The organism is Aneurinibacillus terranovensis DSM 18919, from assembly GCF_000430625.1.
Lineage (GTDB): Bacteria > Bacillota > Bacilli > Aneurinibacillales > Aneurinibacillaceae > Aneurinibacillus_B > Aneurinibacillus_B terranovensis.
The window spans coordinates 70,028-93,009 of the sequence record NZ_KE387175.1 but is presented as its reverse complement, the minus strand read 5'-3'; the positions used below and the strand labels follow the sequence as shown (position 1 = coordinate 93,009).

The window sequence follows — 22,982 nt, the reverse complement described above, 5'->3', positions numbered from 1 at the left end:
TGTCTCGTCGCATACGGACGCTGGTCTTCCTTTGGGGAGCCGTCTCTTCGCCACCGCTGCAAGGTCCGTTGGGTCAGTCCTAACTCTAAGCAGGCCAGTCGTTCCTTGGCACCAGCTTGTACCGCTTCTTGGATCAGTGTAATGGCATGCTGTCGATCTGAGGCACTGATCATGCGTCCTCTTGGTCCCCCCAAATCGACTGGGCCTTTTTTCGCAGCACGAGTAGGGCTGCTGTCTCCGCTAATGCGGCTTCCTTCCGCTTCAACTCACGGGTTAGCGTCTTCATTTCCCGCTCTTTATTCCGAAGTTCCTTTTGCAGTTGAGACGCCTGCTGGGCAATCCCGCCATTGGCTTGCATACATGCATCACGCCAAGCTTCAATCTGCTCGGCAAACAACCCTTTAGCACGACAGTACTCGGACAACTCGATTTCGCTTAACGTAGCGGTCTCCACCACGATAGAAAACTTATCCCGACTACTCCATCTGTCTGGCTCTAAACCGCCTCCGGGAACAACGAACCCATTGGCTCTGGCTTCCTTCTGCCACTTATATAACGTTCCTTCTGACAGGCCACTGTCTCTAGCGATTTGACTTACAGGTTCATTATTTGGGGGCATCATTCGAAGTTGCATTTTCTGCTTTAATTCATCACTGTATCTAGCCATCGTCCGTCACCTCAACCTCTCTTTTTTTACTATACGTATTCATGAGGGGTACGACAACTATTGTGACACAGGGGGATCCCCAGGTTTGAAAATCTAGCAGTGTTTAACAAGGAACTGCTTGAGAAATGTGAGGCGGATGCACAAAGAGAACATTACCGCAAGGATGCTACCATAGAACAACTCTACAAACAAGATCAGGCAGCCCTTCTTAGCCTCCCTGCCGTACCGCTAGATGTTAGCAAATATACGACCATGAAAACCAATGGATATGGCCGGTTTTACCTGAACCATGGTTTGCATGAATATTCCGTATCGCCTAAATATGCTAATAGCAAAGTGCTGGTAAAAATTACAGCCAATGAAGTCATCCCTTTAGACGAAAGTCATCGGGAAATCGTTAGGCACGAGAGATTTTACGGCAATACCAAACAGCAAAGCATGAAATGGTTACCGTACCTTACCCAACTGGCTCGCAATCCCGGAGCGTTAAAATATACCGGTATATTCGAAATGCTGCCCGAATCTGTGAAGAGTTACCTGGATCGATGCAATAAGAGTGATAAGGGCAAAGTCTTACAAGCCATAGCTAGCCTGACGGAAAAGAGTGGATTTGAGTCTGCTGTAGAGACCGTGGATCATGCCCTACAGTATGGGGCAACGGACACCGACAGCCTGATTAATCTGCATCGTCGGCTTTATGGAAATGTAGTGGAGCTTGCCCCCATCCGTTTGGCTGGCAACATACCTGAGTTGACCAAGGTAATCCCCAACCTGGCAGCTTACGATGCAAAGCTTGGAAAGGTAGGTCGTTAACTAACTATGCTGACTCATGAAATAGCAGCCTATTGTAAGGCGTTGCGTTTAAGCCAAAACATTGCGGAGATGTCTGAAAAACTGCAAGCAGAGAGTCATCAGGAATACCTCTTGCAACTGTTGAAATCGGAGCTGGAGCACCGGGAACAGGCTCGGAAGGATAAACTGCTTAAAAATGCAGGTTTTTATAGCCTGAAAGTTTTTGAAGACTTCCGGTTTGATGAAGTAACCTTACCAGCAGGAGTGACACCTGAATACTTAAAAAACGTTGAGTTTCTGAATACCAAAACCAATCTCGTGATGTATGGCAATGTGGGGACGGGGAAAACCTTTCTGTCTATTGCGCTAGGGGTTGAGGCTTGTAAAAAAGGCATTGAAACACGATTCTTTCGAACAGCTGCCCTGGTTAATAAGCTTTCAGAAGCCAAGAAGAGCGGCACTTTGTCCGCATTCATGAAGCAAATAGCCAAAGCAGAACTTGTGGTCTGTGACGAGTGGGGTTACGTTCCCCTTGACAGGGTTGGAGCCCAGCTATTGTTTGAAGTGATCTCCGAATGCTATGAGCGGAAGACGCTGATCATCAACACGAATATTCAGTTTTCGCGGTGGGTTAACGTATTTTACGATGAACAAATGACAGGAGCCATATTGGATCGAGTATTGCACCATTGCCATCTGCTCTTGTTTCCAGGCTCAAGTCATCGAATGAGAGAATCGGGATTAGCACAATAAAAAATTGAGAGGGAAAAGCAATGAAAACAAAGAAAACAAAGAAAACAAAGAAAACAAAGAAAACAACCCTAACTAACCATTCAGAACCTATGATGGATGAAAACACACTGGAATGGATCCAAGACGAAGATACAGAAAAGCTCATTTCAGCGCTTGTAGGATACGCTAGGAGCCTTGAAATACAGGTTGTAGAGTTGCGTTGTCGAGTAAATAGGCAGATGGCTCTCTCCGGTCAAAAGATCCCCTTCCCTGAGCCATACAGCGACCTTTATGAGGCGTTTGATGATTATGCTGCCTATCCAAAATTCAAGCATCTCTTCAAATTGCTAGAGTAATGAACAGGTCGAATTGCCGTATGAAAGGGGAGCGAAATCGGGAAAGCGAAATATTTCCTTTCCTCTCAATCCTCAGTAAAAGCAAGAGATAGGAATAAGTTATCCACATGTAAATATTCAGGAGATAAACTTTCACACATGTGGATAACATCCAATTTCCAATGTAGATAATTCTTACAAATATGGAATATGAAATAACTACTTGAATACTGAAAAAATCATTGGTGACCCTGTAATGGTGAATAAAAAATTCCCCACCCTACACTGGGGAAAAACATTTGCAAAAATGAGGAATTTTCACTTGCAAAAAACACCAGGCATTCGTTCTAAGGCCGTCTTCTTCCACTGTCGTAGCTGATTCACATGGATCCCATGTTCTGAAGATAGTTCATTTAAGGTCTTTTTTTGGAGGTCCTTTTGTTGCGGGTTGGATTGGCAAATGGGGAGGCCTGACTGGTGGTTTTTGTTTTCTGGCTTCATTAGCCTGATTGGAGCCATACTTTCTTGGCGTATAAGAAAGCATACATTTTCTTACACGTACAAGGGCAGCTAAATCTTGAATTAATGAACAGAAACATCCTCTCATCCAATGATTGGATGTTTTTTTTAATATATATGAATTTCAGCCAACGGGGAATGTTTCTATGTGCATGCTCCAAATAACAAATATATTGAGCTTCAAAAAACTTTTAAAGTGGAATTTTTAAAAGTTTTTTTACATTTTTTTTATTGAAAAAAATAAAATAATCGGGTAGGATAAATTCATAGCAACTGATTAAGCGCTTCCCCAAAATTTATAGATCTGGGGTAAACGCTTATATTTGGAGATGGAATGTGAATCTGGCTATACATCCAAGTAAGGATTCGGGAAGGAGAATTGTGTTTTGGCGGAATTACTGAGACTAAAAAATATTTGTAAAGGTTTTGCCGGAATTCCTGTCTTGAAGAATATTGATCTCGACATTCAAGTGGGCGAGGTTCATGTGTTGCTTGGTGAAAATGGAGCCGGCAAATCGACTATGATTAAGATTATGACAGGAGCCTATACCAAGGATGAGGGGGAAATGTTTTGGGAAGGCAAAAAAGTGGAAATTAAAAATCCTTCCGATGCGATGAACATTGGAATTGCAACGATTTATCAAGAATTAAATGTAATTCCCGAACTAACAGTCTATGAAAACATCTTTCTTGGAAGAGAACTTAAACAAAATAGCAAGTTTTCGTTCTTGAATCGAAAAGACATGAAAAAGAAAGCGGTTCAATACTTACAACGTTTGGGTCAAGATATTTCCCCGGATGCCAAGGTTTCTTCGTTGGGGATTGGGCAGCAACAAATAGTGGAAATTGCTAAAGCGCTTACCATAGATGCGAAATTGATTGTCATGGACGAGCCAACGTCCAGTTTAAGCGCTTCCGAAGCTGAACAGCTTTTAGAAACGATTATGGAATTGCGTAAACAAGGAATCGCCATTGTATATATCTCTCACCGATTGGAGGAACTTAAACGGATCGGTGACCGCGTTACGATTTTGCGGGATGGAAAAACCATTGAGACTCTGCCTGTCAAAGAAACCAGCACAGATAAAATGATTCAACTGATGGTGGGAAGAACATTGGACGATAAGTATCCAAAAGAAATCTTCCAGTTGGGCACGGAAGGGCTGAGAGTGGAGAATCTTCGTTTGAAAGGATCACAAAAAGCAATCAGTTTTACTGCTTATCAGGGTCAAATCTTAGGGATATCTGGTTTGGTTGGGGCGGGTCGAACCGAATTGGCACGAGGCATTTTTGGGGTTAATCCCGTCGAAACCGGGAAGGTGTTTGTCTTTGGGCAGGAAGTGAACATTAAATCTCCGAAAGATGCCATTCAAGCGGGTCTGGCTTTTATCACTGAAGATCGAAAAGGCGAAGGATTGTTCTTGGATCAAACGCTCGAATTCAACATGTCGATCTCTAGTTTGAAAAAATTTAGAAAAAGCCTTTTCCTCCAACGGGAACAAATGAAAAAAAGCTCAGAGGGTTATATTCGCGAGCTGCAGGTTCGCCCTGGAGACATCCATAAACATGCCAGAAAATTAAGTGGTGGAAACCAGCAAAAGATTGTTATCGCAAAATGGTTGTGTACCGAAGCCAAGGTCTTTATTTTTGATGAGCCGACTAGAGGTATTGACGTGGGGGCCAAGGTAGAGGTATATCGCCTGATTAATTCCTTAGTGAAAAATGGATGCGTTGTCATTATTATATCTTCAGAATTACCTGAAATTCTAGGAATTTGTGATCGGATTCTGGTCATGAGTGAAGGGGAAATTACTGCGGATATCATGAGGGAAGAAGCTAATCAGGAGAAAATCATGAAAGCTGCTACAGGAGGGGTTTAAATATGTCAGAATTAGCGATGGATAAAAAGAAACCGTTTTCAAACAAGTTTTCCAAGGAACTGCTGAGCAAATTTGGCGCCTTGATTGGATTAGTTGGATTAGTCATAATTTTATCAATATTGAATAGCCGGTTTTTAACGATCAACAACATGATGAACATTGCTAGTCAATCTTCGATCAATGCCTTATTGGGTGTCGGAATGCTACTCCCGATTTTAACTGCCGGGATTGATTTGTCCGTCGGCTCCATTTTAGCCATTTCTATCATGACCATGGGAATTGTGGTTGTCAATTGGGGGATGAATTCCTTCCTTGGCATTCTTGTCTGTTTAGCAGTGGGGACGTTGTGCGGCTGGTTGAATGGAATCATGCTAACGAAACTTCGTCTGCCTCACCCATTTATCTCGACTTTGGGAACGATGAATGTTGCTCGTGGAATTGCTCTCATTGTTACGGGAGCGGCACCGATCGCTGGATTCCCTTTCGCGGTTCAATATGTGGGAAATCAATTTGTTGGTCCTGTACCTGTTAGTTTTCTGCTCGTTATCGTGACTTATGTCGTGTTTCATCTCTTTTTAACCCGAACAGCAACGGGCCGATACATCTATGCGATTGGCGGAAACAAAGAAGCGGCTCATTTATCGGGGATTAATGTGAATAAAATTCTTGTGATTGTCTACAGCTTAAGCGGTTTGATGTCCGGTTTGGCAGGTTTAGTCATGGTTGGACGAGTGAACTCCGCGTTTCCGCTGGCTGGTCTCGGATATGAGTTGGATGCGATTGCTGCGGTTATCATCGGAGGAGCCAGTTTCTTTGGTGGTGTGGGAACGGTTTGGGGAACGCTCATCGGAGCGATGATCATTGCCGTACTAAGAAACGGATTAAATCTGTTAAATGTTTCGGCTGATTTACAAATGGCTATTATTGGTCTAGTGATTATCGCTGCGGTATATGTGGATGTTCTCCGCCAACGCTCGTCGAAGAAGTAGCTAGGAAAAAACATACCTATCTAGGAGGAAACCATGAAAAAACAAATTCGTTGCGCAGTACTTGGATTGGGACGATTAGGATATTGGCACGCTGAAAATCTGGCGACAAAAATCAAAGGAGCCACATTGCAATGTGTTGCGGATCCTTTTGCAGGACAAGCGGAAAAAGTAGCGAGAGAACTGGATGCGAAACAATGGACACGAGATCCGAATGAAGTATTTGAAAATTCTAATATCGATGCGGTTATTATCGCCACGCCGACCAGTACGCATGCAGATATGATTCAAAAAGCAGCCAAGAACGGAAAGCATATTTTTGTAGAAAAGCCGTTAACAAATGATGTAAAAGAAGCGGATGAAGTCATCCGAATCATACAAGAAAACCAGGTCTTATGTCAGGTAGGTTTCATGAGAAGGTTTGATCCGGCCTATGTGGAAGCGAAAAGAAGGGTTTTGGCGGGAGATATCGGTACACCAATTTACTTTAAAGGGGTTTCAAGGGATCCGGGGTCGCCTCCAGCAGAATTTATTAAAAATAGCGGCGGGATTTTCTTTGATATGTCCATTCACGATTATGATGTCGCTCGATTCCTGCTAGGAGCGGAAGTAACGACCGTATCCGCCCATGGAAACGTTTTAGTCAATTCCTTCATGGAAGAATTTCATGATGTAGATCAATCGCTTACCTATATCACGTTTGATTCGGGAGCTGCTGCAGATGTGGAAGCCAGCCGAAATGCATTCTATGGCTACGATATTCGGGGAGAAATCATGGGAACGGAAGGCACGATTGTCATCGGATCTCTTCGTTACCATGATGTCCAAGTCTTAAACAAGAACGGCAGCACGCATGATATTGTTCCCGCTTTCCCGGAGCGGTTTAACAATGCCTATCAATTGGAAATGGCTCATTTTATCGATTGTTTAAGAAAAAACGAAGCGCCTGCCGTCACAGCGATCGATGGAAAAATCGCTTTAGAAATTGCCGCGGCCGCCAAAAAGTCTTTTGAAACTGGGCAAAAAGTGCATCTTCATTCTATCGGGTCAATGGTTTAACCGCTTGTTAGAAGCGTTAAATAACTAAATGAAACATAAAACAAATGGGGGTTTATCATGAAAAAATTTACAGTTCTTTCGATGGTATTAGCTTTATCTCTTTCCGGTTTAGTTGGTTGCAGCAGTTCGCAATCTTCTCAAGCCAACATTCCTTCCAATGGAGCTGGCGGCAGCAATAAGCCAAAGGTAGTTGTCGTGCTGAAAACGTTAAGCAGTCAGTATTGGAAATTTGTACAGGCTGGTGCGGAAAAGGCTTTCAAAGACCTGAATGTCGATGGTAAGGTTCTTGGACCTGCTGCTGAGTCTCAAATTATGGAGCAAGTCAATATGATGCAGGATGCGCTTAACCAAAATCCCAATGCTTTAGTGGTATCCCCAAGCCAGCCTTCTGCAGCGATACCGACGTTGCAGCAATACAAACAAAAAGGGATTCCGGTTTTACTTGTTGATACCGATGCGAAATGGGATGATAAAACCACATTTATTGGGACGGATAACCTGACAGCAGGGAAAAAAGCCGGTGAATTATTAGCATCTAAGCTGAAAAAGGGAGATAAAGTGGCTTTGATTGGGGGAGCTCTGGGTAATCCGGCTATGGATGACCGTGCAAAAGGTGCCAAGGAAGCTCTGGAACAATCTGGGATGGTAATTGTTGCCCAACAACCTGCGGACAGTGACAAAGCGAAAGCAATGACTGTCATGGAAAATATTCTGCAAACCCATCCGGATGTCAAGGGGGTTTATGCCGGTAATGATGATATGGCAATCGGTGCTTTACGAGCAACTAAAGATAAAGGATTGAATATCCCCGTCATTGGAACGGATGGTACCGTTGAAGCGGTTCAATCTATCTTGGATGGAGGTTTAGCAGGTACGATTGCTCAAAGTCCTTATGATATGGGGTATAAAGGCGTAGAGGATGCTGTAAAAGTGATTAAAGGTGAAAAGATCGATAAGCGAATCGATAGCGGTGTGGATGTGATCACGAAAGATAATGCTCAAAAGAAACTGGACTTTTTGAAAAGTATTTCTAAATAATTAATCGTCGTTCATGTCCAGTATACTGGGTATGTAGGGTAAGCGTTTAGCCCTATATACTTTAGTAGGTTTCAACATTGGACAACGATAAAGGTAGGGGATGGAGAATGGAAACAGTCAAAATCGGAATTATTGGAGCAGGAAGAATAGGTAAATTACATGCAGAAAATCTGGTGCGGATTCCGCAGGTGGAAATTAGAGCGATTTCAGATATTTTTCCCGATCAAATCCAATCCTGGGCAGAAAGCTTTGGCATCCCGAAAGTGATCAAGGATTATCAGGATATTTTGAATGACCCTGAAATTGATGCGGTTTTTATTTGCTCTCCAACGCATACGCATGTTTCCGTAATCACCGAAGCGGCGAAAGCGGGGAAACACATTTTTTGCGAGAAGCCAATCAGCTTTGATTTGGAGCAAACCCTACAAGCTCTTCAAGTGGTTCAAGAATGCGGGGTAAAGTTCCAAACCGGCTTTAATCGCCGATTTGATCATAATTTTAAACAAGTTCGCGAAATCGTAGAGGCTGGAAAAATAGGGGAACCTTATGTAATCAAGATTACCTCCAGAGACCCGGAAACTCCTCCAAGTGAGTATATTAAGGTGTCTGGCGGGATGTTTATCGATATGAGCATCCATGATTTTGATATCGCTCGCTTTTTATCCGGTAGTGATGTAGAGGAAGTCTATGCCCAAGGGGCGGTATTGGTCGACCCTGTCTTTGCGGAATATGGAGATGTTGATACGGCGATCATCAGCCTAAAATTTAAAAATGGTGCCCTTGGCATCATTGATAACAGCCGAAAGGCGGTTTATGGGTATGATCAGCGCGTAGAAGTATTTGGTTCCAAAGGCTGTGTTAACATTAAGAATGATCTGCCCAGCACTGCCGAAGTAAGTACAGTTGATGGGGTTATTGCGGATAAGCCGAAGTATTTCTTCCTGGAACGATATCGAGAGGCCTATGTAGAAGAAACCAAAGCGTTTATTGACAGCGTGTTATATGGTAAGGATGTTCCTGTGGACGGAAATGATGGTTTACAGGCGGAACTGATTGCTCATGCTGCGAAAAAATCGTTAGTAGAAGGCCGTCCGGTGAAGATCGCGCAAGTGACCCCGAAGGAAATTAACTTGGGTTAACGCTCCCTTGATTTCTTCAAAGAAGTTCCGCTTTCCTTTAAGCAAAGCGGAACTTCTTTCCTTCTTGACTTTCTTGCAGAGGGTCATGAAGAAAAAGGCTTCTTAGTTTTTAGATATATTATTGGTACTCCATGTACTTTCTCAGCTTTTATGATACCGTAATTTTTAAAAAAAACTTTATTTTTAAGAAAGTTAATCATATAATAGGTTAAGCGCTTACTCTTTAAGGAGGGGAGAATCTATGGAAAAGGTTCGATTGACAACCGCTCAAGCCTTAATTCGCTTTTTAAATCAGCAGCATGTTGAATTTGATGGAAGAGAGGAAAAATTCATAAAAGGAATCTTTACCATATTTGGCCATGGGAATGTACTCGGCCTTGGTCAAGCGTTAGAAGAAAATCCGGGAGACCTGGAAGTTTACCAAGGAAGAAATGAGCAAGGAATGGCGCAAGCCGCTGTCGCTTTCGCGAAGCAAAAGCATCGCAAGCAAATCATGGCCTGTACCTCTTCAGTTGGTCCAGGGGCAGCCAATATGGTGACCGCTGCGGCAACAGCTTCTGCGAATAACATTCCGGTTTTACTGCTTCCCGGCGATACATTTGCCACCAGACAACCGGACCCTGTTCTTCAGCAAGTGGAACACTACCATGATTTAACCATCACGACAAATGATGCATTCCGAGCAGTCAGCAAGTATTGGGATCGTGTGAACCGTCCGGAACAATTGATGACAGCTATGATCCAGGCTATGCGTGTTCTCACGGACCCAGCTGATACGGGAGCGGTAACCATTGCCCTTCCACAAGATGTACAAGGAGAAGTGTATGATTTTCCTGAGTATTTCTTCAAAAAGCGTGTGCATCGGATCGAACGCCGCATTCCGACCGTTTTAGATGTAAAAGATGCGGTGGAATTGATTAAAGCAAAGAAAAAGCCGATCATCATCTGCGGGGGGGGGAGTTCGTTATTCCGAAGCCGCGTACGCACTTAAGCGCTTTACCGAAAAGTTTAATATCCCATATGGCGAAACTCAAGCCGGAAAAAGCGCAATCGAGAGTTCGCATGCCTACAACCTGGGTGGGATCGGCGTCACCGGAAATCTGGCTGCCAACCTGATTGCAAAAGACGCAGATTTGGTAATTGGGGTGGGCACGCGCTATTCCGACTTTACGACGTCATCCAAGCAATTGTTCCAAAACTCTGAAGTGCAGTTTCTGACGATCAATGTTTCCGAATACCATGCATATAAGCTCGATGCGGCAAAAATCGTGGCGGACGCCAAATTGGCGCTGGAAGCCCTCGAATCCGAACTGGAAAAGATCGGATACCGCTCTCGCTACACGCATGAAATCGAAGCGGCGAAAGACGCGTGGAAGGCCGAGTTGAACCGCCTGAAGCAAATCCGCTATACAGGTCCGGGGTTTAAGCCGGAAGTAGCCGGCCATCTCGATGATGTGCTGCCCGAATTTGCCGAAGCGCTTCAATCCTGCCTAACGCAAACCGAAGTCATCGGCTGCGTGAACCAATTGATTGACGACGACGCGATTATCATTGGAGCATCGGGAAGCTTGCCGGGAGACTTGCAAAGAATGTGGGAGTCTCGCCGGCCTAACACCTACCATATGGAATATGGTTATTCCTGCATGGGCTATGAAATTTCTGGAGCCCTGGGGGTGAAAATGGCAGAACCGGACAAAGAGGTCTATGTGATGGTCGGGGACGGAAGCTACCTGATGCTGCATTCGGAATTGGTGACCAGCCTCCAGGAAGGGAAAAAAATCAATGTGCTCTTGTTTGATAATGCGGCGTTCGGGTGCATTAACAACCTCCAAATGGAGAATGGCATGGGCAGCTTCGGAACGGAATTCCGATATCGGAACCCTGATACCGGCCAACTGGATGGAAGATTGATCCCAATCGATTTTGCCAAAAGCGCGGCGGGCTATGGCGTGAAAACCTATAAGGTCAAGACTCTGGAAGAATTGAGGACAGCTATCGAAGACGCGAAAAAGCAAGCGGTGTCTACGTTGATTGATATCAAAGTACTGCCCAAAACGATGACCAGCGGGTATGAATCCTGGTGGCATGTGGGGATTGCGGGTGTATCAGGCAATGTAAAGGTTCAAAAAGCGTACCAAAATAAAGAGGACAACTTGAAGAAGGCAAGGCAATATTAAATTCCGAACGAGACTAAGATGTAGGCCCCTCGGTGCTTGAAAACTGAGGATCAAAATAAAGGGAAGTAGAGCGATAAAACATGTTTAAGAAAGATACCATAAAACTTGGGATTTCCCCCATCGCCTGGACTAATGATGATATGCCAGAGCTTGGAAAAGAAAATACATTTGAACAATGCATCAGCGAAATGGCACTTGCTGGATTTGTGGGAAGTGAAGTAGGAAACAAATATCCCCGGGATACCCAAGTGTTAAAGAAAGCGCTAGGACTGCGTCACTTGGAGATCGCGAGCGCTTGGTTCAGTTCTTTCGTAACGACGAAACCGCTTCAGGAAACAGTGGATGCTTTTATCCCACACCGTGACTTCCTTTATGAGATGGGAGCGAAAGCCATTGTGGTCTCAGAACAGGGACATAGCATACAAGGGCTCATAGATGTCCCGTTATTTCAGGAAAAACCGGTGTTTACAGAAGAAGAATGGAATCGTCTTGCCAACGGCTTAAATTACCTAGGCGAGTTAGCGAAAGAAAAGGATATGAGGATCGTTTATCACCATCATATGGGAACCGGTGTTCAGACCACCGCAGAAATTGATCGATTAATGGAGATGACTGATCCGGAGTTCGTCTACCTGTTATTCGATACAGGGCACCTTGTCTTCTCTGGAGAAAATCCTATGCACATTTTAGAAAAGCATATGTCGCGAATTAAGCACGTTCATTTAAAAGATATCCGACAGGAAGTCGTGGATCGTGTAAAGGCAGAAAATATAAGCTTTTTGCAAGCGGTAAAAGAAGGAGTCTTCACGGTGCCTGGAGACGGAGTGATCCATTTTGCACCGATCTTTACCTTTCTTGCCGAACAGGGATACGAGGGCTGGTTCGTTGTCGAAGCGGAGCAGGATCCTGCCAAAGCCAATCCGTTTGAATATGCTGTAAGGGCTCGCCGATTCATTCGGGAGACAGCCGGTATCTAGGATAAGTAACCAATAAGGAATATTTATCTCAACTATAAACACATTTTCAAATGGTGATAAAGCGCTTAATCATAAGAGCCAGTTTAAGTTGTCCCACCAAAATAGAAAAAAGGGGTGTCATAATGTCAAAACTCATTGTTCCTAGTCTGTTTGAACCTGATCATGATGGAAATGTGCTTACCATCACACCCGAGTTGGCAGGATGGAAGTATGTTGGATTTGAGGTTTACTTTTTGAAGAAGGGTCAAACATTGAAAAAGGAAACAGGGAATCAAGAGGCTTGCCTCGTTCTTCTAAGTGGAAAAGCAACCGTGGAGACAGCCAAAGAAACCTGGGAAAACATCGGACAGCGAATGAATGTGTTTGAAAAAATTCCTCCTTATTCTGTCTATGTTCCTTCCAACGACCATTACGAAATTGAAGCGGTCACGGATTTGGAACTGGCGATTTGCCTAGCTCCCGGTAAGGAAACCTATCCGGCCCGATTGATTGCCCCTGGACATGTGGGTGTTGAGACTAGAGGAGCGGGAAATATTGAACGGCAAATTCATAACATTTTGCCGGAAGGAAAAGAAGCGGACAGTTTACTCGTTGTGGAAGTGTTTACTCCGGAAGGACATTGGTCCAGTTATCCCCCGCATAAGCATGATGAAGATAACCTGCCGCATGAATCTTACCTGGAAGAAACTTATTACCATCGAATAAACCCGGGAAATGGGTTTGCGGTGCAACGAGTGTACACGGATGATCGATCTTTAGATAAGACGATGATCGTGAAAGATGGCGATGCCGTTCTGGTTCCGAAAGGCTATCACCCGGTATCGGCTCCTCCCGGATATGAAGTTTACTATTTAAACGTAATGGCGGGTCCTGTACGCACTTGGAAATTCCATAATGATGCCGATCATGAATGGATTCTGAAGCGAAACCATGTGACCAAGTAGTTTAAAAAAGAGGGAGATAGAACGATGAATCCTTTACGATTTGATACAGCAAAACCAACTGATTTGATCGCGATTGGACGATTATGCATCGACTTGAATGCCAATGAAACGAATCGTCCAATGGAAGAAACGATGACCTTCACCAAATATGTAGGCGGCTCACCTGCCAATATCGCCATTGGGGTGGCTCGATTAGGGAAAAAGGCCGGATTCATTGGTCGAGTCGCGGACGACCAGATGGGACGATTCATCCGAAACTATTTGAATAAGAATCAAATTGATATTTCTAACGTCGTTACAGATCAATCGGGCGCGGTAACCGGGCTTGCCTTTACGGAAATCAAAAGCCCAACGGATTGCAGCATTTTGATGTACCGTGATAATGTGGCTGACTTGAAGTTGGAATCGAAGGATGTCTCAGAAGAATATATCAAAAATTCGAAAGCCCTCCTCATTTCCGGAACCGCCCTGGCGAAAAGCCCATCCCGCGAAGCCATTTTTGTCGCCTTGGATTATGCGAGAAAGCATGATGTCGTTGTCTTCTTTGATATCGACTACCGCCCATATACCTGGACTTCTCCGGAGGAAACGGCGGTGTACTACAATCTAGCGGCAGAAAAATGCGACGTGATTATTGGAACTCGGGAAGAATTCGATATAATGGAATGCTTTGATCACAATCCCAACCGGGATGATACGGTTACTGCGAAGAAATGGTTTGATTATCACGCGAAGCTAGTAGTAATTAAACACGGAAAAGACGGATCGGCTGGCTATACGAAGGATGGAAAGATCTATCCGGGAACTATCTTCCCCGCGAAAGTCCTGAAAACCTTTGGAGCAGGTGATTCTTATGCATCCGCTCTCATCTATGGCCTAATGCAGGGTTGGAGTGTCGACAAAGCGATGGAATTCGGCAGTGCTTCCGCATCGATTGTTATTTCTAGCCACAGCTGTTCTGATGCGATGCCGACAGTGGAACAAATCAAAAGCTATATGGAAAAGTGCAAAAACGGAGAAATTGTCACGATTTAATCATTAAAAATGAAAATCAGAGAGGAGATTTTAGATCATGACATCTACAACTACAATACAAACCTTGAAAAACTTTATTGGCGGACAATGGGTAGAATCCACTTCCGGAAAATTGGATCCAGTTTATAACCCGGCAACTGAGGAAATCCTTGCATATGTTCCGATTTCTTTGAAGGACGATTTAAATCAAGCCGTTCAAGCAGCCAAGGAAACTTTTAAAACCTGGAGCCGGACTGCTGTACCTCGCAGAGCCCGCATCCTGTTCAAGTATCAACAGCTATTGGTGGAGCATTGGGAAGAACTTGCTCGCCTGGTTACACTGGAAAACGGGAAAAGCTACGGAGAAGCCTATGGAGAAGTGCTACGCGGGATTGAGTGTGTGGAGTTTGCAGCAGGCGCTCCTACCCTCATGATGGGGAAACAATTGCCGGATATTGCAACGAATGTGGAATCCGGGATGTATCGCTATCCGATTGGAGTCGTAGGGGGAATCACGCCATTTAACTTTCCGATGATGGTTCCTTGCTGGATGTTTCCATTAGCCATTGCCTGCGGAAATACCTTTGTTTTAAAGCCTTCCGAGCGGACTCCTCTATTGGCGGTTCGCCTGGCTGAACTGTTCAAAGAAGCTGGATTGCCGGATGGCGTTCTGAATATCGTTCATGGGGCTCACGATGTGGTAAACGGATTGTTGGAGCATCGCGATGTGAAAGCTATCTCGTTTGTGGGATCTCAACCGGTTGCGGAATATATCTATAAAACTGGTGCGGCTTATGGCAAGCGTGTGCAAGCTTTGTCGGGAGCGAAAAACCACTCCATTGTGATGCCGGATGCCAATTTGGATGACGCTGTAAATCAAATCATAAACGCCGCATTTGGTTCCGCCGGTGAACGATGCATGGCTTGCTCCGTCGTCGTGGCGGTTGGAGACATTGGGGATCAGCTTGTTGACAAGCTAGTACAAGCGGCAGATGAACTTCAAATCGGGGACGGACTGGAAGAAGGAGTCTTTCTTGGTCCTGTGATTCGGGACAGCAATAAAGAAAGAACTGTGAAATATATTGAGATCGGTAAAAATGAAGGAGCGATCTTGTTACGCGATGGACGTCAAGATGCAGCGACAAATGGAAAAGGATATTTTGTCGGACCCACGATCTTTGACCAAGTTTCCACCGACATGAAAATTTGGAAAGACGAAATTTTTGCCCCCGTCTTATCCGTTGTTCGTGTGAACACGCTGGAGGAAGCTATTGAGTTGACCAATCAATCCGAATTTGCGAATGGGGCTTGTATTTTTACCCAGAATGGTAGCAACGTTCGTCAATTCCGCGAAACGATCGATGCCGGTATGTTAGGAGTGAACTTGGGCGTTCCTGCACCGATGGCGTTTTTCCCGTTCTCCGGTTGGAAAAATTCCTTCTATGGGGATCTTCATACCAATGGTTCGGATGGTGTCGAATTCTACACTAGAAAGAAAATGGTGACCGCTCGTTGGTAATCGCCTTTTCTAAAACCGGGGGTTTCCCCTGGTATTCCTATACCTAAAGGATGTGGAGAATGAAACCAACCATTTACGATGTGGCCCGAGAAGCAGGCGTCTCTATTGCTACACTGACGATTCCCGATGATTTATCCCTTGTTGGATTTGACAATACCAATTTAGCGAAAAGCGTCGAACCTCCTTTAACCACCGTATCTCAACCGATCCGGGATATGGGACATCAGGTGGTTGATTTATTGATCCAACGGATTGAAGGAGTATGCACGATGAAAAGGCGGGTTGTCTTACTGCCGGAATTGGTTTTACGGAGTTCAACCCAAGCGTTTGTCTCCAAAGAGCGAGTGTGGGTTTAATTTGCACTGATAAGGAAGTGAGGATAAATGCCTTTTGTCTCAATGAAAGAGATGTTAAAACAGGCCTTAGAAAACAAATATGCGATAGGTCATTTTAACGTCAATAATCTCGAATTTGCCCAAGCGATCTTGCAGGCGGCACAGGAAGAAGAATCTCCCGTGATCCTTGCTGTCAGTCCGGGGTATATTCCCTATTTGGGGGGATTGAAAGTCGTGTCATTGATGGTCCGTGCACTTATCGAAGAATTAAAGGTCAGCGTTCCTGTTGCGTTGCATTTGGATCATGGTTCCTCGCCGGAAATGTGTATTCAAGCCATGGATGCCGGATTTTCTTCGGTGATGATTGATGCTTCACACCACCCTTTGGAACAGAATATCGCCACAACGAAAAAAGTGGTGGAGATTGCGAAGGTTTTAGGGGTTTCCGTGGAAGCAGAGTTAGGGCGAATCGGTGGACAAGAAGATGATTTAATTGTGGATGAAGCGGACGCAATGTATGCCATTCCGGAAGAGTGTGTTCGATTAGTCCAAGAAACAGGGGTAGACTGCATCGCACCGGCATTAGGTTCGGTTCATGGACCCTATAAAGGGGAGCCACGGCTGGGATTCTCCCAAATGGAGAAAATCGGGAAATTAACAGGTGTTCCCCTTGTACTACATGGCGGTACTGGTATTCCTACCCAGGATATTCAACGAGCTATTTCTTTAGGTACCGCCAAAATCAACGTGAATACAGAAAACCAACTGGCTTGTACGGAAACGATACGCCGTTTCCTATCAGAAAATTCAACGGATTATGACCCGCGAAAATATTTAGGCCCTGCAAGAGAAGCGGTAAAAGTAACGGTGAAAAGGAAAATGCGTGAATTCGGCTGCTCTCAAAAAGCATTCGGTTTAATTCCACTAGAGTTATAGAAAATTTTAGATACTTATCGATCTCCCCCATCCGATGGTAATCCACTAGATGGGGGGTGTCATTCATGAAGATAGGGAGATACGAAACAATGTATTATTCATAGGAAGAAACGAATCATCTTTAAAGCTTTTTCAAAATTAGTTCAATGAGGTAGCTATATGAAGTTAACTGTAAAGAAAAAATTAATCAGTGGATTTTTCGCCATTACAATTATTCTCGAGATTATCAATGGTATTTCTTATTCCTATATTAAAAAAATAAATGCCTCTTATTCCGATCTAGTAGATAGACGGGCACATATTTTAAGTCTTGCAAAAGATATTCAATATGATATTGCTCAAGAGGAAAAGTCTTTAACTGAGTATCTCTTAATGCCCAGCCAAATTGATTTGCTAAGTTTTCAAGAAAACAGTGAAAACCTAAATAAACATGTCAGTCAAGCATTAACATTGACAAAAGAAGATGTTAATATGCAGGGATTTAGAAAAATAGAGGAATTAAACCGTCAATACCAGAAAAACGCACAACAAGCCGTTGGAACACTTAAAACCAATCGTGTTGAAGCAATCCTGTTACTAAATTCAAAGGTTGATCCGATTAATCAAGAAATGACAATACAATCCTTTATGATTGCAAATGATGAACAAAAATTAATGGACGAAGGCTCGAAAAAAAACACGGAAACGGTGAATAAAATTGCTATGACCATTCTATTCATCAGTGTTATTGCGTTCATGTTAGCTATTTTAACAGGTTACTTGATCTCAAGATCCATATCTAAGCCCATTGTTTCCATGGCAAAAGAGGCGGAACGAATTGCTTCGGGTGACTTGTCTATTGAAGACATTCAAATTAAAAAGCGGGATGAAATCGGGAATTTAGCCCGTTCTTTTAATAAAATGGCCAAAAATCTGCGTGAGCTTATCTTAGAAATTAGTTTTAGTGCTGAACATGTGGCTTCCTTATCGAAAGAATTAACAGCAAGTGCCGAACATTCGAGCAAGGCAGCAGAACAAATTGCAGCTTCTATTCAAGAAATCGCCAGTGGTTCAGAAAGCCAAACACAGGGAGTAGAACAAAGTTCCAAATCCTTGAGTGAGATTACGCAAGGTGTTCAGCATATGTCCGAAAATGCCTCTATGATATCAGGTGCATCTATTCATACGATGAAACAAGCAGAGGAAGGTGGGGAATCCGTTGAAAAAACTTTGGCTCAAATGAATTCTATTCATCAATCGGTTTCTGAAACAGATATGACTATCCAATCTCTGCAACAACGTTCCGAGGAAATTGTGAAGATTGTAGATACCATTACGGGGATTGCAAGCCAAACCAATCTATTGGCTTTGAATGCAGCGATTGAAGCAGCTCGTGCGGGGGAATATGGGCGGGGTTTTGTTGTGGTTGCCGATGAAGTTCGTAAATTAGCTGAAGAGTCAAATATCTCCGCCAAACAAATTGTCGAACTCATCCAAGAAATTCAAAGGGATACCCAACGCTCTGTTCAAGCGATGAGTCATGTAAAAAATGAAGTCCAAGTCGGTATGGATGTTGCTTATGAATCCGAAGAAAAATTTAATCTTATTTTAGATTCCATGAAACAAATTACCCAGCAAATTCAAGAGATTTCAGCCACAGCCCAACATATATCGGCCGGTTCCAAACAGGTGGCATCTTCTGTGACAGAAATGACGCAGATTGCAAAAGAAGTATCAACCAATTCGCAAAATGTGGCAGCTTCAACTGAAGAACAATTATCTTCTATGACAGAAATCTCTGCCTCTGCCTTGTCTTTATCTAAAATGGCAGGAGAGTTGCAAATGATGGTAGGAAATTTCAAAATATAAACGACTGTGTATTCAACTGTTTTAGATCCGGGAATGTTCTTTCCCTGTGTCTATGTAGATGAACATCATTAGCTTCTTTATCATTTGGTTTGTGAAGGGATTGTTCATCTTCATCTATGAAATTCGGCAAAAAATAGCCCCTACCATTTTTATAGTTATAGTGATTTGGGGTGCCTTTATAGCTTTAGAATATGTGAATGAACCGCCTTAATTTATATAAAGCCGGTGCATGGAAGAACTTCTCATAACCAGTTATAATAGAGAGGTAATCTGGGGCTTTTCCCCGTATCCTAATGTAAAAAGTGGTGTGAGATGAAACCAACGATTTATGATGTTGCAAGGGAAGCCGAAGTCTCTATTGCTACGGTTTCGAAGGTTATTAATAATACCGGAAGAATCAGTGATAAAACGAGAAAAAAAGTGATGGACGTGATGGACAGACTTGGCTACCGACCCAGTATCGTGGCGTCTGCACTCACGGGAAAACGTACGTATACAATTGGCTTGCTTATCCCCGACCTTGCAAACCCTTTCTTTGCGGAAATTGCTAGAAGTGTGGAGAATCGAGGGCATGAATTAGGTTTTAGCATTGTCCTATGCAGTACCGATAATGATTCTAATAAGGAAGCGAAGTATATTGCTCTTTTACGGCAAAAAAGCGTGGATGGCATTATTCTGGCAGCCGGTTTTAACAATGATGAGATTTTAAAGCAATTAGTCGATGAGAAGTTTCCGATTGCTGTCATTTCGCAGGATATTCCATCGCTTGCCGCCGATAGTGTAACCGTGGATGACTATCTGGGGGGATATAAAGTCACTGAACATTTAATATCCTTAGGCCATAAAAGAATTGCAGTTTTTGCAGAGAATGCGCGAAGTAGCAAGGAACGGATTCGAGGCTATCGACAGGCGTTGACCGATGCTGGTCTGGACTTGGACGAACGTTTCATCTATGTCTGTGATTCGACCATTGAAGGAGGCAAACAACAAGCTCGGGAAATGCTTACGATTACAGAACGGCCTACTGCGATTTTTGCATGTAATGATTTATTAGCCGTGGGCGTCATGCAGGCGGCGCGAGAATACGGCCTTACTTTTCCAGATGATTTGTCGATTATTGGATTCGATAACACAATTCTTGCAACAAGCGTTAATCCCCCGCTAACGTCCGTGGCTCAACCGATTGAAGAAATGGGTCGCCAGGTCATGGATTTATTAGTACAGAGAATTGAAGGCGCGACAAACATGAAGAGACGAGTTGTGTTATTACCGGAAATGATTTATCGAGGTTCTACGAAGCCGCCCGTCATCCATTAATTGAAGAGAGTAACGAGCAAAGAGTGGATGGAGCGGCTGCTATGTATGCCGTTCGTGCGAAATAACGAAACATACGGAAAAAACCCGGAAGACGGCTACATTTCTCCGCCTTCCGGGTTTTTCTCATGTGCTGGCCATCATTACCGGGTATGAATTAAAAAAGAATATAAGCCCCAGGGCCAATGAGAGCCACGCCAATGGCAACGGCAATCAAAATAAGGTTATATTCAAAACCGTTTTCGGTTGCCCAATATCCATTTTTTCCGTGAACCGTAAAGATAGCGACTAACATCGTTACGACAATGAGAAAAGCACCAACTGGAGTCAAGACTCCGGCAGCAAACAAAATCCCTCCGACCAGTTCACCTGCTCCAGCCAAAAAGGCCATCAATACACCTGGTTTCACTCCGATGGATTCCAACCATCCTCCGGTTCCTTTTAACCCATATCCGCCAAACCAACCAAACAATTTTTGTGCACCGTGCCCCATAAATGTTAACCCTATGACCAAACGAATAAGTAAAAGTCCAAGATTGATCATCTTTTTGCCCTCCTAAATCTATTTTTGAATAGTTACTTACTATATACAATTATAATAAATTATTAACTTACTTTTGTAAAGTACAAATAAACAATTTAGAGACAAAATCCGCAGCCTGGCGAAAGTGCAGCTACCCCTATGCAGGTCTTTAATCATAAATAAATCTAATTCTAATAGTAAATTAATCTTTTCGACTTATAGTAGACACGTAATACATATAAAGTAAAGGCATCAAAAGGTTTAAACCAAAAATGAAATATATGGGAGGAAAGCAAAATGAAAAAGAAAGTAGTGGCTTTTGCTGTATTTGCGTCTTTATCCGTGTTATCTTCTTCTGTATTTGCTGATTCAACGAACGGAACAGCGGTTAATAATGCAACTACAATCATTACTTCTGATGTATCTACTGCTGATGGTGCAACCACTCCTGCCCCCCCAATTACAGTAACTCTGCCGAAAGCTGGTAAAACAGTTAACCCACAAGTTCAAGCCATTAAACAAATTTATGCCCAAATTGTTCAACTTCGCCAGCAAGACAAACAAATGGATACCCAATTGAAGGCTCAAACAACAAAAAATGAAGATTTACTCAAAGGGCAGAAGGCTGCTCACAAAGACGACCATTCTGCTATAAAAACTCAGCTTCAATCTTTAGCTCAGCAAGGAAAGAGCATTCGTGATGACCTAAAAGCTCAATACGATTTAGCAAAGGCAGCCAAAAAAAGCAAAGATAAAACTGCACTTGCTGCCATTCAGGCTAAAATTAAGGATGACAACAATCAATTAAAAGCTTTAAGAAGCCAATATCAACAAGTTTTGGCTTCTCGAAAAGATGGGGTTAGCGATAACAAACAATCTTTTGCCTCTATACATACCTTATGGGTACAGGAAAAAAATCAATGGGCTTCTATTAAACCATTAGAAGCTAAAAAGAAATCCCAATGGGATACGTTCCGTCAAGCAATGAAAGCAAAAAACTATGCCGCAGCTGCCACCGCGCTTAACCAAATCGTTGAATTAAAACAACAAATTTTAACTAGTAAGCAGCAAATTCTAACAACCAAGCAAAGTGTAACGGCAGCTTTAAATGTAATCATTAGTGGTTCGGCTACTACAGAACCAGCTCCGACTCCAGCTCCCCAGCCTACTACAGCTGATTCAATCAATGTACAACCAGCTGCCACAACACAGAATTAAGAGATAACTAAAAAGCCGTTCCATACACGGAACGGCTTTTTAAATTGCCCGCAATAATCTCTTTTTTGCAGAACGTATATTAATAAAGGTGTACTGGATTGAAGCATTAGCTTAACATTTATTTAGTAATGTCTTAAAGTTTTAGGAAGATAAAATGTGATAAGATTTTTTTATTGTTAAATATATAACGAAAGGTTGGATTTTATTTTGAACACTATTCAAACTTTGATTTTTGCAATCATTCAAGGAATAACCGAATTATTTCCAATTAGTAGTGTAGCCCATGGTGTGCTGACACCATATGTGTTTCACTGGAATTTGGATCAGCAATTTCTCCAAGAACATTTCCTGCCATACGTTGTTATGCTTCATTTAGGAACAGCGATTGCCTTGCTTTTGTTTTTTTGGAAAGAGTGGGTTGAGATCATTAAATCTATTTTTAGCGGCAGTAAAAAAGTTTTGTTCATGGTTATTGTTGCAACAATACCTGCAGCCTTGATAGGCCTTATCTTTGAAAAACCGCTACGACATATATTCAGTAACGTAACCAGTGCATCTATTTTTTTGATTATCAACGGCTTTCTCCTTTTTTTCGGAGAGAGGCTTCGTTCGAAAGGCAGTAAAGAAATTGAGGATTTAACCGTTGGACAAGCTGTTATGATTGGCTTATTTCAATCGCTTGCCCTAATCCCAGGCTTTTCTCGTTCTGGATCTAGTATGACGGCCGGTTTTTGGATGGGATTAAAGCATGAAGCGGCTGCGCGTTTTTCTATGTTGTTAGCCACTCCAATCATTGCAGGAGCTAGCATAGTTGAGATTCCTAAAATTTTAAAATCTGGTACGCATGGCTTGCTGCAAATGTCTCTGCTTGGCGGTTTGATGTCCGGGATTTTTGCTTTTCTAAGTGTTTGGATTTTAATGCGATGGTTCAAGACGCATGAAATCAATGCAATGCGCCCGTTTGCGTACTATTGTTGGGTAGTAGGTATTTTGGTATTACTTAGTACATGGATTTAGAAATGCGTTTCTC

The 22,982-nt window shown here is 43.1% G+C and carries 20 protein-coding genes and 2 pseudogenes; 20 read left to right on the top strand and 2 right to left on the bottom strand.

The window, feature by feature from the left end; all coding sequences use genetic code 11:
- Window positions 1-169 precede the first annotated feature (169 nt).
- Window positions 170-667 carry a transposase gene (locus H525_RS0119825; RefSeq protein WP_027417625.1) on the bottom strand — a complete coding sequence of 166 codons (498 nt, stop codon included), beginning with the start codon at window positions 665-667 and terminating at the stop codon, window positions 170-172.
- Between the two features lie 75 nt (window positions 668-742).
- On the opposite strand from H525_RS0119825, the pseudogene H525_RS24895 reads away from it, so the two are divergent.
- From H525_RS24895 to H525_RS29755, 18 genes and pseudogenes are all read left to right on the top strand, one after another.
- Window positions 743-1,480: pseudogene (locus H525_RS24895) on the top strand (IS21 family transposase); the annotation flags it as partial.
- A 6-nt stretch (window positions 1,481-1,486) separates the two neighbouring features.
- Complete coding sequence (istB, locus tag H525_RS0119815; RefSeq protein WP_027417624.1) at window positions 1,487-2,212, top strand: IS21-like element helper ATPase IstB; 726 nt, start codon at window positions 1,487-1,489, stop codon at window positions 2,210-2,212.
- A gap of 20 nt (window positions 2,213-2,232) precedes the next feature.
- Window positions 2,233-2,547: a hypothetical protein gene (locus H525_RS0119810; RefSeq protein WP_027417623.1), complete on the top strand. Its 315-nt coding sequence runs from the start codon at window positions 2,233-2,235 to the stop codon at window positions 2,545-2,547.
- Window positions 2,548-3,431: 884 nt separating this feature from the next.
- Window positions 3,432-4,925: a sugar ABC transporter ATP-binding protein gene (locus tag H525_RS0119805; protein WP_027417622.1), complete on the top strand. Its 1,494-nt coding sequence runs from the start codon at window positions 3,432-3,434 to the stop codon at window positions 4,923-4,925.
- Between the two features lie 2 nt (window positions 4,926-4,927).
- On the top strand, window positions 4,928-5,914 hold the full coding sequence (locus H525_RS0119800) for an ABC transporter permease (RefSeq protein WP_027417621.1): 987 nt from the start codon (window positions 4,928-4,930) through the stop codon (window positions 5,912-5,914).
- 33 nt (window positions 5,915-5,947) lie between these two features.
- Window positions 5,948-6,970 (top strand): inositol 2-dehydrogenase, encoded by a 1,023-nt coding sequence (gene iolG / locus H525_RS0119795; RefSeq protein WP_027417620.1) that lies wholly within the window; start codon window positions 5,948-5,950, stop codon window positions 6,968-6,970.
- Window positions 6,971-7,027: 57 nt separating this feature from the next.
- Window positions 7,028-8,008 carry a sugar ABC transporter substrate-binding protein gene (locus H525_RS0119790; RefSeq protein ID WP_027417619.1) on the top strand — a complete coding sequence of 327 codons (981 nt, stop codon included), beginning with the start codon at window positions 7,028-7,030 and terminating at the stop codon, window positions 8,006-8,008.
- Between the two features lie 107 nt (window positions 8,009-8,115).
- Entirely contained in the window at window positions 8,116-9,147 is a 1,032-nt protein-coding gene (gene iolG / locus H525_RS0119785; protein WP_027417618.1) for an inositol 2-dehydrogenase, read from the top strand.
- 241 nt (window positions 9,148-9,388) lie between these two features.
- A pseudogene (gene iolD, locus H525_RS24890) lies at window positions 9,389-11,324 on the top strand (3D-(3,5/4)-trihydroxycyclohexane-1,2-dione acylhydrolase (decyclizing)).
- An 80-nt stretch (window positions 11,325-11,404) separates the two neighbouring features.
- Window positions 11,405-12,301, top strand: coding sequence for a myo-inosose-2 dehydratase (gene iolE, locus H525_RS0119775; protein WP_027417617.1), 897 nt, complete (start codon window positions 11,405-11,407; stop codon window positions 12,299-12,301).
- Between the two features lie 122 nt (window positions 12,302-12,423).
- Window positions 12,424-13,245 (top strand): 5-deoxy-glucuronate isomerase, encoded by an 822-nt coding sequence (gene iolB / locus H525_RS0119770; RefSeq protein ID WP_027417616.1) that lies wholly within the window; start codon window positions 12,424-12,426, stop codon window positions 13,243-13,245.
- 24 nt (window positions 13,246-13,269) lie between these two features.
- Window positions 13,270-14,280, top strand: a complete 1,011-nt coding sequence (gene iolC / locus H525_RS0119765; RefSeq protein ID WP_027417615.1) for a 5-dehydro-2-deoxygluconokinase — start codon at window positions 13,270-13,272, stop codon at window positions 14,278-14,280.
- A gap of 37 nt (window positions 14,281-14,317) precedes the next feature.
- Window positions 14,318-15,778 carry a CoA-acylating methylmalonate-semialdehyde dehydrogenase gene (locus H525_RS0119760; protein WP_027417614.1) on the top strand — a complete coding sequence of 487 codons (1,461 nt, stop codon included), beginning with the start codon at window positions 14,318-14,320 and terminating at the stop codon, window positions 15,776-15,778.
- A gap of 59 nt (window positions 15,779-15,837) precedes the next feature.
- Window positions 15,838-16,134, top strand: a complete 297-nt coding sequence (locus H525_RS0119755; protein WP_027417613.1) for a substrate-binding domain-containing protein — start codon at window positions 15,838-15,840, stop codon at window positions 16,132-16,134.
- A gap of 27 nt (window positions 16,135-16,161) precedes the next feature.
- The gene (gene fba, locus H525_RS0119750) at window positions 16,162-17,049 is read left to right on the top strand and encodes a class II fructose-1,6-bisphosphate aldolase (RefSeq protein ID WP_027417612.1); all 888 of its coding nucleotides are present in this window, start codon (window positions 16,162-16,164) and stop codon (window positions 17,047-17,049) included.
- Between the two features lie 159 nt (window positions 17,050-17,208).
- Entirely contained in the window at window positions 17,209-18,897 is a 1,689-nt protein-coding gene (locus tag H525_RS0119745; RefSeq protein WP_027417611.1) for a methyl-accepting chemotaxis protein, read from the top strand.
- 312 nt (window positions 18,898-19,209) lie between these two features.
- The gene (locus H525_RS0119740) at window positions 19,210-20,214 is read left to right on the top strand and encodes a LacI family DNA-binding transcriptional regulator (protein WP_027417610.1); all 1,005 of its coding nucleotides are present in this window, start codon (window positions 19,210-19,212) and stop codon (window positions 20,212-20,214) included.
- Window positions 20,215-20,367 carry a hypothetical protein gene (locus H525_RS29755; RefSeq protein ID WP_211237045.1) on the top strand — a complete coding sequence of 51 codons (153 nt, stop codon included), beginning with the start codon at window positions 20,215-20,217 and terminating at the stop codon, window positions 20,365-20,367.
- A gap of 1 nt (window position 20,368) precedes the next feature.
- Here H525_RS29755 and H525_RS0119735 read toward each other — a convergent pair whose 3' ends face one another.
- Window positions 20,369-20,755: a DoxX family protein gene (locus H525_RS0119735; protein WP_027417609.1), complete on the bottom strand. Its 387-nt coding sequence runs from the start codon at window positions 20,753-20,755 to the stop codon at window positions 20,369-20,371.
- A gap of 276 nt (window positions 20,756-21,031) precedes the next feature.
- On the opposite strand from H525_RS0119735, the gene H525_RS0119730 reads away from it, so the two are divergent.
- Together H525_RS0119730 and H525_RS0119725 are read left to right on the top strand one after the other, a co-directional pair.
- Window positions 21,032-21,952 carry a hypothetical protein gene (locus tag H525_RS0119730; RefSeq protein WP_027417608.1) on the top strand — a complete coding sequence of 307 codons (921 nt, stop codon included), beginning with the start codon at window positions 21,032-21,034 and terminating at the stop codon, window positions 21,950-21,952.
- A 207-nt stretch (window positions 21,953-22,159) separates the two neighbouring features.
- Window positions 22,160-22,969, top strand: a complete 810-nt coding sequence (locus H525_RS0119725) for an undecaprenyl-diphosphate phosphatase (RefSeq protein ID WP_027417607.1) — start codon at window positions 22,160-22,162, stop codon at window positions 22,967-22,969.
- Window positions 22,970-22,982 lie beyond the last annotated feature (13 nt).